Consider the following 12,993-nt stretch of genomic DNA (forward strand, 5'->3'; position numbering starts at 1 on the left):
GCTCCTCACCACTGGGCAAACGGAGTGCCGTCGCGGGCGCGTTCAGGCGAGCCGCTTCTGACGTCGAACACGCCTTCGCGCTGGCCTGCCACCGGCGGCACGATCACCCAGCTGTCCGTCCCGCCCGTCATCGGGTCCTCGGGAACGGCCCGTATGTAGCGCGCGTCCACCAGTTCCTTGAGGTCTTTGGGGTAGCGGCCTTTGTCCCGGTAGAACAGATCGACCGCCTCGCGCAGCCCCACCAGGTTCTTGCGCAGCACCGTCTCGCGCGCATCGTCGATGCGGTCGAGGTACTGCGGCGCGACCAGGCTGGCCAGAATCGCCAGGACCGCCAGCACCACCAGCAGCTCGATCAAGGTGAATCCCGCGAACGCTCCACGTCCGCGTGACGGGCGCGGCCCATTGACGGACTTACCACGACGCATGGGGTGTTCCATCCATGCCCAGCGCATCCGACCACGAGCGCAGATCAAACACATCGGCCCCGGGCTTGGGGTCGTCTGGTGGCGAAGCGAAGCTGCGCAGCCGCCATGTGGCTTCCGCCGGCAACGACGCGGGCGCAAACGGGTCGCGCGGCAACCGGCGCAGAAAATACAGCTTGCGCCCGGTGCCGCCGGGGCGCATGTCGTCCACCCCCACCACCAGCACACCCAAGCTGGCCGGGTAGCCCGTGCCCGCCGGGCCTGCGGCAATGAAACCCTTGTCCGCCAGGCGCTTGTGTTCGTCGATGGCCGAGCGGATCTCCCACAGGGCCGCCCTCAAATCGCGCTCCTTCTGCGCCTGGACCATGGCTTCACCCAAGGGCATCACCGCCGCCGCCAGAATGCCCAGCACCGCCATCACCACCAGCAGCTCGATCAGCGTGAACCCACGGGCCAGTGGCCTGCCCGTACCGCCCAAGCCAAGGAGCCGAGTGTTCATGGCACCTGCACGGACCACTGGGGTTTGACCGGCATGGGCACCACCACATTGACGCCGAGCACGTCGCCGCTGTGCACGGCAATGCTGGCCGGGCCCGGGGCCAGGGCCTTCACGCGCAGGCTCACCACCTCGCCTTCACCGGTCACCCCCTGCGAAACATTGCTCAACAGGCCCAGGCTCAAGCGCCCCTCCTTGGCCCGCACGGCATGCGTGAAGCTGCTCACAGCCTCCCCTTGGCGAAAATAGTCACCCTCGCTCACACCCAGGATCTGCAGGGTGTCTTGCGTGAAACGCAGATTCAGCGGCAATGCCGTCAGCGGCACCTCGGACCTGGCCTGCAGCACCACGGTCGCTTCTTCGCCCACCTTGAGCTGGGCCGGCCCCTGAAAGCTCAAGGCAAAACCGGATGCCTGCGCCTGCGTTTCCGAGGACGTGGCGGGCGTGGCTCCCGCCGTGGCCGGCTCCGCCGCCATGCCTTGGGGCGAAGTGCCCAGAGCGCCCACCAGGGGTTTGAAGCCCGAAACGGGGGACGGGCGCAGTCGCGTGAAGTTCTCCGTGCCCACCCACATCTCGGCCTGCGCCAGATCCGGGTTGGGCGCACTGCGCAGGATGCGCGGCGTGATGGCCAACACCAGCTCGGTGCGCTGGGTATCGTCCTTCTGGCTGGAGAACAGGCGCCCGGCCACTGGCAGGTCGCCCAGGCCCGGTACGCGGTTGGAAGTCATGCGGTCTTCGTTGGTGATCAGGCCGCCCAGCAACTGGGTCTCGCCGTCGCGCAAGCGCAGGGTGGTGTTGGCGTTGCGCGTACCAATCTGGTAGGCCACCGAGCCGGTGGAGCTGCGCACCTCGCGTGCCAGCGAACTGACCTCCAGGGCCAGTTTGATGGCCACCTCGTCGTCGGGTGAAACGGTGGGCTCCACCTCCAGCTTCAGGCCCACATCGAGGTAGTTCACGCTCTCTGAAACGAAGCCACCACTGGAGGCCGCCGTGGTGGTGATCACCGGCACCTTGTCACCCACCATGATGGTGGCTTTTTCCTTGTTGCGCGCCCGGATGCGCGGGTTGGCCAGGGTATTGAAGTCTCCCACCTCGCGCTTGAGGTTGACCAGCAGATTGCCCACCGACAACCCCACCTGGGCATAGTTGATGCCGTTGAAGCCACCACGCAGATTCAGGTTGTTGAAGGTATCGACCGTGATACCGGTCTGGTTGGGCATGGGCAGCAGCGAAAGCGAGAAATTGTTGGGGAAGTTCACCCCCAGCTCGGTCAAGCGCGAAGACTTGACCTCCAGCACCTCGACCTCCAGCATCACCTCGGCCTCGCCCATGTCGTGCAGGGCCACCAGGCGTTCGGCCACCGCCATGAGCTCGGGCGACTCACGCAACGCCAGCATATTGGCCCGTTCGTCCACATACGGTGGCTGTATCCGCAACATGTACTGCAGCAGTGTGGAGGTGGCTTTGGCGTCGGCGTGGGAGAGGTGAAACACGCGGATCACCTGCTCCCGGTGCTCCTTGTGTTTTTCCGGCGTGTTGGGGTAGACCAGCACCGTCTTGCCGTCCACGATGCGGCGCGAGAGCTGAAACGCGCCCAGCACCAGGTCAATGGCGTCTTCGACCCGCGCTTCGCGGATGTACACGCTCGCGGTCTGCTCGGCCTGCACTTCCCGGTCGAGCACAAAATCGATGCCCGTGCCGAGGCGGATCGCCTCCAGCAAAGACGACAGCGGCGCCTGCCTGAAGCTCAGGCTGATGGGCCGGGTTTCAGCCAGACCGTGCTGGCGGGCAAACGCACTGCGCTGGCGCAGATCCGCTTCCAGTTGCCGCTTGTAGGCCAGAAGGTCGGGCTGGCGGGGCGTGCGCACCAGGCCTTGCTCCACCATCTGCAGCGCCTGCGCCAGTTGCGCAGGCTGCCCGCCCTGTGCGGTTTTTCGGGCCAGCGCCAGCGCCTGCAAGGCCGCCTCTTCGGCGCGCAGTTGCGCTTGCAGGTCGCGCACGCGCGGGTGTTCGGGGTGCAAGGTGGCGGCGCGCTGGAGCGTGTCTTGAGCGACCTGCCACTGCCCGGCGGCCCGCTCAGCCGTGACTTGTGCCAGCAAGCGCGCGATCACATCCGTCTGCGCCGTGGCCAAACCCGCCCGCAGCAGCGCGCTTTCGGGATACTCGGCCACGCCTGCTTTCAGGGTCTGGATGGCTTGCTCGTAGCGCCCGTCGCGCATCAGTTGGTTGGATTCGTCGCGGATGCGTTGCTGGGCGCAGCCGGCCAGGCCCACCCCGAGCAGCAGCACCAACGCCCACGTCCCCCCTCTTGTCCAAGGGCTGCGGCCGCCCTCTGCCATTGTTTTGCGTGTGTGCATGCTGGATTATCGGCGTTCGAATCGGGGGGCCTGCGGCAGACTGAACCGCAAACGCTCCTGGGTATCGGGGTGCAGCAGCTCCATGGTTTGGGCGGTGATGCGGGCCACCCGATGACCGCGCGGACTCTCGTCGCCTTCGGCCAGTGTGACCGTGGCCGCCGGGTCGCCCCAATGGCCCGTGACGCGATACCGCCCGTCTGGCCCCCGCAGGCGCCCCAGCGTGACCCACACCAGGGGCGGCGGCACCGGCGGCAACTGGACCGCTGGAGCCGGCGGGGGCACGTAGGCCACCACCGGCGCGGGCGGCGGCGGGGGCGCCGTCATGCCAAAAGGGTCACGCCGCGCTTCGGCCAGCCACGGCCGCAACGGTGCGGGCGCGCCCGCCAACGAAGAACCGGCCTGTGCACCACCACCCCCAGGCTTGAGCCACAGACGCCATGTCCAGTCGGCGCTGAGTTGCCCCGAGCCGTCGTTCGGCGGGGCCTGCCAACGCAGGCGCTCCACCCCCAGGCTGGGCAGTTGTTGCATGCGGGTCTGCCAGGCTTTCAGGGCCGCGTAGCTGCCGCGGGCCGAGACCTGCAGCACCGCATAAGAGACGGGAGCCGCTTCGCCGACAGCCGGTGGCTCGGGGTAGGTGACGCTCAGTTGCTGCAGCGACACCCCGGCGGCGTCAGCCGCTGCATGGGCGGCCACCCGCACCCAGCCATCCACCCCCTGCGCGCGGCCGGGCCAGAACGCCGGCTCCATGGGGGTCTGCGCGCCAGAAGCCACCCCGGCACCGGATGCACGCTTGTCAGCCGCCGCCTTGGCGGTCTGCACATCGGCCCATTGGCCTTGCAACACACGCAGCTGCGCCTGACTCGCGCCCAGCGCGCGCTGCTGCCATTGCCTCTGCCCCAGCAGCGCGAGCCCAGCAACGCAGAGCACCCCGGCCAGCATGGCCCACTGCGCAGCGGGCGGCCAAGCAGACCACGGGCGGTGCAGGTCCAGCGTCACCATGCGGGGCCTGTGCATCCCCGCCATTCAGAACGACTGCGACTGGTTGCCGCGGTACCCGGTGACGATCTTGCGGGTCACCCCGTCCTTGTCGTGCACCGTCACCAGCAGGGTGGTGTGGCGGTAGGTGTTGGCGCCGGTTTCCCAGGTGAGGATCTGTGCCTTATCGCCATCGGCCTGGCGGCGCTGCGGCTCGACACCGATAACGGACTTGACCTGGACTTCGCTCATGCCCCCTTCTATCACGTCGTAGGCGCCGTAGAGGTCGGTGGAGCCGGTTTGCTCGTTGCCGCCGCCGCAGGCGGAGAGGAACAACGTACCCAGCAGGATGAGGACTGTCGCGCGTCTGGCACTTTTAAGCACTGAGAGCCTCATTCAATTTATTGATTTAATAGATTTTATCCGCAGCAAACATCATTTTTATCAAAAAGGCAGGATCCGACCCCAATGCAATGCCAAACAGAGAAACTATCCGATTACCTTTGTAGAGATTGCGTAGACAGCTATAAATTTTGCAGCAATGGTGATCTTGCGTTGCGCTTACTTATATGCACATTCGCGAAATATTTTCGGCCGACCATTCTTCAAACCTCAATATTAAGATGCAGAGCCGATGTCCAAAACCTGAAGTACCAAACACTCACCAAGTGGTTCGACAGCTTCATAAAAATAGAGCTTAGCTCCTTCAACAACCCCAACATCTAAAAATTTAACTTCAACCACACCCTCATCACCTGGCATGAATTCCTTTCGATCCAACAAGGCAATCATTCCAGATGTGAAACCATATCCTTCAATATCAAATAACGGCCTATATCCAGTGACAAATGCTGTTTTCCGTTTATTGGCGCCACTGTAAAGCTTCAAACGTGCTAGTATTTTTTTCATCATTTCACCCGTGGCGAATAATTAATGAATGTCGCTTTTAACGCATTCAATTGATCTGCCGCTATTGAAACCGCTTTCATGCTATCCGCTGTAAACGAATGGGCAGCATCCATCACACTTTTTGGAACATCCACCTTTACCAAATAGTTTTGAATACCGTCCAACTTGAAGTTGTTTTTCCCAAATTTAGCGGCATCTTCCAAGCTGGTCGCGAACAGCTTGCCAGTTTCATAGCCGCCCTCAGTAACACGAAGACCATTCGCCGCAATATCGTTTAATTCGGCCTTGGAGACTGCTCGATATAGCGTCGTTGTCTCCTTTGCAGCGCCAAAAAGCCTTGTGGCGACCTTCAATCCAATATTTTCAACCCCCCCGACCGTGCCGAGCGCCACGCCTCCAAGCAAGTGCCCCAATCCCAAGCCAACCGCTCCATTGTCCATGGCGTCCTCGGCTTTGTCTGCCCATCCGAATGTCGCCTCGTTGGCCACAAATCGTATGCCATTGTCTAACACTGAGAACAATGAGCCAACAGTTGAGGCCCTTCGCTCCTTCTTTTTCTCCGGTTTTTTGACCTCAAGCGGCTCATCTGGCTCACCTAGCTCATTGGATCCAGCTGGCGATGTGACCGGGTTGACAACCTGGTTCTGACCAACTGGAGACGGCGATGGATGTGATGCATTGTAGTCGTCCAAAAAGCTCGAAGATGACGGTAGATCGTCAGCCCACCCCGTTTCAGAAGAGTAGTTCTCGTTGGCGTATTGCTGCCCCTCTGAAACGCCTGCATCTCCATCAAGATCAAAGCCTGTGGGGTCAGTGAAGCCCAACGGATTGTTGAGTACATAGCCGTAGCGGTTGAAGCTCTGTAGGTCGTAAGGAAAGGTCACGTGTGGATCAGCCGTGAGGAACCTTCCGATCGCTGGATCAAACACCCGCCCATTCATGTTGATCATTCCCATCTCGTCCATGTGCTCGTGCATGGTGTAGCCACGATCGGTGACGGTGGAGGTCAGGGTGTCGTTGCTGTCCTTGTTGCCATCGCTGAAACGCCGCTTGCCCCAGGGGTCGTAGGCGAGACGCTCGACCACGACTCCGGCCTCATTGCTGATGGCCGCCAGACTACCCAGGTGGTCGTTGTGGAAGTAGCTCACCGCCTTGGCCGGTTTGCCGCCCAGGGCTCCCTCGCGCTGGGTGTGCAGCGCGAAGCTTTCGCCGCCCGCGCTCAGGTAGTGCTTGTGCTCGATCAGGCCGTTGGCCTTGACTTCTTTCTCGTAGCTCAAGCCCAGGCTGTCGGGGCCGTTCATGTACCAGGTGGTGCCCGCTTCCATGTGGCTGGGCGCGTTGCTGGTGAGTGTGATGGTCTGACGCAGCCGCTGGTGCTCGGGGCCGTAGACGAAGGCCACCGTGCGGTCGGCCGTGGCGTTGGTCGGATCGGATGGTGCGTTCAGGTTTCCAAAGCGCATCTCCCGGATCATGTTGAAGCTGGTGTATGCCTCCCAGCGCACGGTGTGCGCACCACCGGCCTGGTCTTGGCTGACGGTGTACATGAGATTGCCGTTGCCCAGGGCCACATCACCCTGGCCCAGGTTGATGTTGCGCACGCCGGGCAGGTAGTCGTCAAAAGCGTAGGCCAGCGCCTTGGTGCCCGCGTTCGGCGCGGTGACCGTGCCGACGGCGCCGCCCCAGTTCTCCTGCGTGGTGGTAATGGCTGTCAGGCGGTTGGGCCGGTCACCGTCGTAGTGGTAATAACCCACGTCGCTCTTGTATTTGATGTTGCCGCGCGCGTCGTAAAGCACCTGCACCTGCTGCTGGTTCTCCAGCCCTCCACCCAGGGTTGCGGTGAGGCTCAGGCGGTTGAGCGTGTCGTAGCTGAAGCTTTCGGCCACGCCGGTGTTGGCGTCGCTGCGCGTGAGCAGGTTGCCCAAGCTGTCGTAACCGTAGCTGTGCTTGAGCACGTTGCCCTCGGCCTGGCCATTGAGCGTGGCCTGGATGCCGTTGACTTTGCCGGTGGCGGCTTCGATGTCGCGCTGGGTAACCACGCCATTGCCACCCTGGTAGCGAACAAGGCGCCCCTGCGGGTCTTTGTCCTTCGCTTGCCACAGCGCGTTCTGGGTGGCACCGTCCATGCCGCGCACGCGCCACAGGTGCCCCGCGCTCCAGCTAGCGCCGGCTTCGGTGTACTCGTAGAGGGCCTTGTAGCCGCTGGGCCAGGTCTGTTCCTTCAGTCGCCCGGTAACGCTGTCGTAGACCTGCGTGACCACCGCTGGCTGCGTGGCGTTGTCCAACACGTTGGAGGTGCTGGTGGGTCGGCCCATGGCGTCATAGGTGTGTTGCCTGCGGTAGCCGTTGTTGGCGGTGGCTTCGCACAGCTTGCCGATGCCCGCGCCACAGCTGCTGCCGTCGACCTTCTTGTCGTAGTACCAGTGGCTGATCAGATCGGGCTCGATACGGTCGGTCATGCGCCCGAGCGGGTCGTAGGCGATGGTCACGGCCTGGCTCAGGCTGTCTTGCTGCCAGACGAGCTCGCCAAAGGCGTTGTAGGCGTAGTCCCAGCGGCCCATGGCCGGGTCTTGCATGCTGGTCTTGCGCCCACGAAGGTCGTAGCTGAGCTTGGTGATGGAGCCCGCCGCGTTGGTCTGGGTGAGCTGGCCCAGCGCGTCGTAGCCGTAGAGCACGGTCTGGCCTTGGGCATCTTCGACGCGCTCGGCCTGGCCGGTGGCGTTCCTGTAGGTCTTCTTGACCTGGCCCAGGGCATTGGTGGTGACGGTTTCCAGCCCGTTGTAGGCGGTTTGCAAAACCGCCGTGCCGCCATTGCCGTCCGGGCGGGTTTCCTTGATTACGCGGCCGAGTTGGTCGTATTCGTAGCTGCTCCACCGCGGGCTGCTGCCCGGCTGCAGCCAAGCAGGCGCCATGAGCTCGCTGTCGCCCGACGAGCCACTTGCGACCAGCAGGTAGGCAATGGACTGTTGGGCTGTCTGGCCCAGCGCGTTGTAGATCGTGTCCTGGATGCTGGGATAGCGGTTGCCCGCGTTGCCTTCGGCCATGAAGCTGTCGCTGCGCACGCGCACGACACGTCCGAGCGTGTCATGGATCTGATACTGGGCGGCGGCCAGGGCCACGCCGTTGTTGCCGTAGGAGAGTTCCTGGACGTACCACTCCTGCGCATGGGTGAAGCTTTCGCCGCTCACGGGTTTGGCACACACCGGATCCAGGGCTTGGCCAGCCACCTGGCAGAGCTTGTATTCCCAGACGGTGTAGGTGCCGTCGGCCCGGTTCTCGCGGGTCTTGCGCCCAAAGCTGTCGTAGGCCCAGGTGGTGATGCCACCGTTGGGGCCGATGAGCTTGGTCATCTTTCCGTAGCGCGGGTCGTGTTCGTAGCTTTCGCTCTGATTCAGCGCGTTGGTGGAGCTGGTGGCAAACACCCCCGCCGGGGTGGCGTAGCTCACCCCATCGATGGTCACCGTCTGCGCCACGTAATCCTTGGTGGTGGTGCGAGCCACCCCAGCGCTGGAGATCGCATGGCCGCTGGCGCCAGCGCAGGCACTGGTGCTTGTCGAGATCGGGTTGCCTTGCGCGTTGTAGCCGTGCGTGGTCTGCAAGCAGTGGTCAGGGCTGTCCGGCTCGATCACTTCCTTGATCAGCATGCCCGCAGCGTCGTATTCGAAGCTGGCCACTCGCGTGATCACACTCGTCTGCGCCTGAGCGGACGTTGCTACCGTCATCCACAGCAAAGCGGCAACGGCCCAAACCTTCATGATTGATGGCGTGTTTCTCATGGTTCCTCCCTGCCCGCTCAATACTGCGTACTGGTTGCGGTGGCCTTCTTCAGCCGCCCGATCTGCCAGTCTGTCCCCGTCGTCTTGGCCGGGTGGTATTCGTTGACCGTGCGCTTGCGGTGCTTGAGCACCCCTGCTTGAAGCACATCGACCCGAAGCACCGTGACATCACCCAACTGCTTGAGGCTTCCATCCGTCAGGTTCGTGCCGTTGTATGCCCGCCAGGTTTGCACTTCTGGCAATGCCACACCGTTGTAGTCCCAGCTCTTCACAGTCGCCACGTGCGGCCAGACGAGGTAGATCAACCCAGGTACACCGGCGGGGCAACCCGTTGTCGGGCTCGCGCCCATGGTCTGATAGCAGGTGTACTGCGTGTCCGTGAGCTTGATGGCCTCATCGGCCGCTCTAGCCCCGACCACCCTGACTCGGCTTTGTATGGTTTGCCCCGTATATGGCCAGTCCTGCGCATGCCAGAAGTGCAACTCCGTCTGCGTGGGCTCTTCGAACAACCGATACCAACGGAACCCCTGATTGCCCCGACCACGACCAGCCGCACTGGCGAGCTCGGCCCGCATGCCCCCGTAGTGGTAGCGAGTTGCATTGACACTACCCACGCCATTGCTCACGGTGGTGCGCCGCACCAGCCACATGGGTGATTGAATGTCCCTGTACGGGTAAACCGACGAGTTTTCTTTGGTGTACACCAACTGCCCCGGCGCCGACATGCCGTGGTATTCGATCCCAGTGGCCACCGTGCCCCGAGTGATGCTCTGGATCAGTGGCCGCTCTTTTTTGAGCGAAAACGAAAAGCGCCACTTCCCACTGGAACCGGTGTAAGCGGCAAAGTCGTCGATGCCATCGCCGTTGTAGTCTCCCTGCGCTTCGTCATGCCCAGAACCTGACCACATGGAACAGGTGAAATTGGTTCCCGTCGACAGACACATCCGCCACTGCGCCAGCGAGAAGTTGTAGGCAGCCAGGTCGGTGCGCCCATCACCGTTGTAGTCGCCCACGGCGCCCAGCAACCCGGCGTTGTGTGCCGTCCAGTCGCTGCAGGTGAAGTTGGTACCGGTGGACAGGCAGATCTTCCAGGGTGCAACCCCGGAACCGGGCGTTCCGAGGAAACCCGCCATATCCGTGAGCCCGTCGCCATTGAAGTCACCCAACTTGGTTTTGCTCACCCCACCGGTGTGGCTGGTCATGTAGGAACAGTTGAACCCTGCTCCATTGCTCAGACACACATGCCAATTGCCATTGGCGCCGGTGTAGCCAGCCATGTCGTCCAGCCCGTCGCCATTGAAGTCGGCGGTCAGGTTGTTGGCATACCCGCCACCGTGCGAAGCCCAGTTCGAACACGAGAAGCCGCTTCCAGTAGAAAGACACATGCTCCAGATGCCGTTGGCACCGGTGTAGTAAGCCATGTCGGTGCGGCCATCGCCATTGAAGTCGCCACTCACGTTCTTGGTGACTCCCCCACTGTGGCTGTACCAGTAGGCGCACTGGAAACCACTGCCCGTAGAGAGACACACATGCCATTTATTGGCGGTGCCTGTGTAGGCCGCCATGTCTGTACGCCCATCACCATTGAAGTCTTTGGCAACCACCGACTTGACCCCAAGTGCAGAGCCTTGCCACAACGCACAATCGAATGCGGGGGCGGCCACGGTCGCGGAAGCCAGACAAACGTGCCAGTTTGTACCCGACCCGGTGAAGCCCATCATGTCGCTTCGGCCATCTCCATTGAAATCGGCAGTGATGTTGTTGTCCTTTCCACCCCCATGGCTGAAACCAAAGGCGCTGGTGTAAGCATCCGGCCCCACGGAGGACCAGCCAAATGTGGCGGGTGCCAAGCACCTGTTATCCTTGTCGCACAACTGCACCGACGCAAGCCGGGAGCCATAGAGATTGGAAGACGCGTCGTATGTCAGGTTCGTGCGCTGGACCACCGCAGTGCCGATACGGGTTTCAACCTGTGTCAACCTGGCGTAGGGGGCAATCAGCGAGCCAACCTGGTAGCCGCGATAGATGTCCGGCCGCACCTCGTAGATGAAATGCACCGAGCGCCCGGCATAGCCAACGCTTTGCAAACGCCAGTCTCCGCCAGCGGTGTCCTCACCGTAGTTGAAAACCATGGTGTTGCCCTTGACGTCACTAATCGAGTGCACTGCCCAGGTCGCCACCACAACCTTGCCTTGCGCTTCGATGCGCGAGTCCTCGGTGTTCCCGTATTGCAGAGTACGCCCGTCTTTCGTGTAAACCGTGAAACTCTCGGGGCCGTTGGCTGCGTTTCCGGCTGCCGCTCCGTTGGCCACCACTTTGCTGAATTGGTCAAACTCGGTTCGGTACTCGCTGCCCGCCGCGCCATAGCCACCGCTGACGACCATGAGCCGCTGACCATCCAGGCAAAAGCGGTCATTGCCATCGTGGTTCACCCGGCCTTGCACGCCGTCCGTGGCCAGCGTCCTTGGGCACCGCGTAATGCTTGACTCGGCGTCGAGCGACCAGCCCAAGCCGGCGATTCCATTGCCGCCCTGACTGCTGTAGTTCAACGACAGGCTGGGCACAAGGCCCGCCACCCCGGGAGGCACTTGAATGGGAATGCTGTAAGTGGCTGCGCCACTGGGCGAGACGGAAAATTCGCCGGGCGTGTGCCCCGGTACCAGAGTCTGCGTCTGCGCCTGCGCGATCCCAAGGACCGCAGAAGCGCCCACCAGGGAAAAACGGACACACAACTCCACCAAACGCCGACTGCGCGGCACGCCAAACCATTCCATGGGAATACCCCTCCGCTGCGGCACCAAGGACCAATAAAGTCAGGTGCACTTATCCATTAGGTTACTGTCTGTGAAAAATTGTATCTCATGAATGCAATCCTTTTCACCGCTCTTTTTCGGTGTCCTGAGCGCCATACCCCGTCCCCGCCCGGGTCATGGAACTTCTGCCTTAGCACTCGCTCACAGAGAGTGCTAATATAAAAGGCAAGTCAACCTGAGGAGGGTTTTCACGATGTCTGCTTCCCTTGTCCCCGCCGCCCTGCCGTCCGCCACACTGGCCATGGCCAGCCCCTGGGCGAGCCGTTCGCTGACCCTGCCCGCGCTGGGCAACCTGGACGCCTATATTTCGGCCGTCAACCGCATGCCGCTGCTGACGCTGGAAGAAGAACAGAGCGCCGCGCGCCGCCTGCGCGATGGCAACGATATCGACGCCGCCGGGCAGTTGGTGCTCTCGCACCTGCGGCTGGTGGTGTCCATCGCCCGCCAGTACCTGGGCTACGGGCTGCCGCACGGCGACCTGATCCAGGAAGGCAACGTGGGCCTGATGAAGGCCGTCAAACGCTTCGACCCCGACCAGGGCGTGCGTCTGGTGAGCTACGCCATGCACTGGATCAAGGCCGAGATCCACGAATACATCCTGAAGAACTGGCGCATGGTCAAGGTGGCGACCACCAAGGCCCAGCGCAAGCTGTTTTTCAACCTGCGCTCGATGAAGCAGGGCTTCCGCTCGGAGGCGCTGGACGGCGACACCCACCGCGAGGCGTTTTCCGACGGCGAGGTGGACGTGGTGGCGCGCGACCTGAAGGTCAAGCCCGCCGAGGTGCGCGAAATGGAGACCCGGCTCTCGGGGGGTGACGTGGTGTTGGACCCGAGCCCGGGCGACGATGGCGAAGACAGCTTCGGCCCCATCGCCTACCTGGCCGACGCCACCCACGAACCGACCGCCGTGCTCGAATCGGCCGAGCGCGATGCGCTGGCCACGGAAGGCGTGGCGCGCGCCATGGGCGAGCTGGACGAGCGCTCGCGCCGCATCGTCACCGAGCGCTGGCTCAAGGTGAACGACGACGGCTCGGGCGGCATGACGCTGCACGAGCTGGCGGCCGAGTACGGCGTGAGCGCCGAGCGGGTGCGCCAGATCGAGGTGGCGGCCATGAAGAAGATGCGCAAGGCGCTCTCTGCTTTCGCCTGACCCCGCCCCACCCGGCCCACAGGCCCCAGGCGGCAGCACGCCGGCTGGGGCTTTTTCACGTCCGCGGGTGCAGCCAACAGGCCGCTCATTGCAGGCCA

Annotated in this window: 9 protein-coding genes; 1 reads left to right on the forward strand and 8 read right to left on the reverse strand. The window is 62.8% G+C overall.

Going from position 1 to position 12,993, the window contains the following annotated elements:
- Positions 1–5: 5 nt before the first annotated feature.
- The 8 genes from HTA01S_RS16450 to HTA01S_RS16480 all read right to left on the reverse strand — a co-directional run bounded on the left by HTA01S_RS16450 (position 6) and on the right by HTA01S_RS16480 (position 11,706).
- Entirely contained in the window at positions 6–425 is a 420-nt protein-coding gene (locus HTA01S_RS16450; RefSeq protein ID WP_068173828.1) for a type II secretion system protein, read from the reverse strand.
- Positions 412–921 (reverse strand): type II secretion system protein, encoded by a 510-nt coding sequence (locus HTA01S_RS16455; protein ID WP_068173829.1) that lies wholly within the window; start codon positions 919–921, stop codon positions 412–414. Before HTA01S_RS16455 ends, HTA01S_RS16450 begins: the two co-directional genes overlap by 14 nt.
- Complete coding sequence (locus tag HTA01S_RS16460) at positions 918–3,206, reverse strand: general secretion pathway protein GspD (protein ID WP_245638112.1); 2,289 nt, start codon at positions 3,204–3,206, stop codon at positions 918–920. The genes HTA01S_RS16455 and HTA01S_RS16460 overlap by 4 nt, the downstream gene beginning before the upstream one ends.
- Positions 3,207–3,281: 75 nt before the next feature.
- Entirely contained in the window at positions 3,282–4,289 is a 1,008-nt protein-coding gene (locus HTA01S_RS16465; RefSeq protein ID WP_157572145.1) for a hypothetical protein, read from the reverse strand.
- A 9-nt stretch (positions 4,290–4,298) separates the two neighbouring features.
- The gene (locus HTA01S_RS16470; protein ID WP_157572146.1) at positions 4,299–4,646 is read right to left on the reverse strand and encodes a hypothetical protein; all 348 of its coding nucleotides are present in this window, start codon (positions 4,644–4,646) and stop codon (positions 4,299–4,301) included.
- 222 nt (positions 4,647–4,868) lie between these two features.
- Positions 4,869–5,159, reverse strand: a complete 291-nt coding sequence (locus HTA01S_RS25350; protein WP_157572147.1) for a hypothetical protein — start codon at positions 5,157–5,159, stop codon at positions 4,869–4,871.
- Positions 5,159–8,932, reverse strand: a complete 3,774-nt coding sequence (locus HTA01S_RS16475; RefSeq protein ID WP_084236177.1) for an RHS repeat domain-containing protein — start codon at positions 8,930–8,932, stop codon at positions 5,159–5,161. The genes HTA01S_RS25350 and HTA01S_RS16475 overlap by 1 nt, the downstream gene beginning before the upstream one ends.
- Positions 8,933–8,949: 17 nt before the next feature.
- On the reverse strand, positions 8,950–11,706 hold the full coding sequence (locus tag HTA01S_RS16480) for a SpvB/TcaC N-terminal domain-containing protein (RefSeq protein WP_084236178.1): 2,757 nt from the start codon (positions 11,704–11,706) through the stop codon (positions 8,950–8,952).
- Positions 11,707–11,920: 214 nt separating this feature from the next.
- Between HTA01S_RS16480 and rpoH the strand changes: the two genes are divergently transcribed.
- Positions 11,921–12,895, forward strand: a complete 975-nt coding sequence (rpoH, locus tag HTA01S_RS16485; protein ID WP_407656119.1) for an RNA polymerase sigma factor RpoH — start codon at positions 11,921–11,923, stop codon at positions 12,893–12,895.
- The last annotated feature ends 98 nt before the right edge of the window (positions 12,896–12,993 follow it).

Source organism: Hydrogenophaga taeniospiralis CCUG 15921 (assembly GCF_001592305.1).
Lineage (GTDB): Bacteria > Pseudomonadota > Gammaproteobacteria > Burkholderiales > Burkholderiaceae_C > Hydrogenophaga > Hydrogenophaga taeniospiralis.

Coding starts and splice junctions, on each gene's coding strand:
- HTA01S_RS16480 (WP_084236178.1), bottom strand. CDS start 11,706: ATGGAATGGTTTGGCGTGCCGCGCAGTCGGCGTTTGGTGGAGTTGTGT.
- HTA01S_RS16465 (WP_157572145.1), bottom strand. CDS start 4,289: ATGCACAGGCCCCGCATGGTGACGCTGGACCTGCACCGCCCGTGGTCT.
- HTA01S_RS25350 (WP_157572147.1), bottom strand. CDS start 5,159: ATGAAAAAAATACTAGCACGTTTGAAGCTTTACAGTGGCGCCAATAAA.
- HTA01S_RS16450 (WP_068173828.1), bottom strand. CDS start 425: ATGCGTCGTGGTAAGTCCGTCAATGGGCCGCGCCCGTCACGCGGACGT.
- HTA01S_RS16475 (WP_084236177.1), bottom strand. CDS start 8,932: ATGAGAAACACGCCATCAATCATGAAGGTTTGGGCCGTTGCCGCTTTG.
- HTA01S_RS16470 (WP_157572146.1), bottom strand. CDS start 4,646: ATGAGGCTCTCAGTGCTTAAAAGTGCCAGACGCGCGACAGTCCTCATC.
- HTA01S_RS16455 (WP_068173829.1), bottom strand. CDS start 921: ATGAACACTCGGCTCCTTGGCTTGGGCGGTACGGGCAGGCCACTGGCC.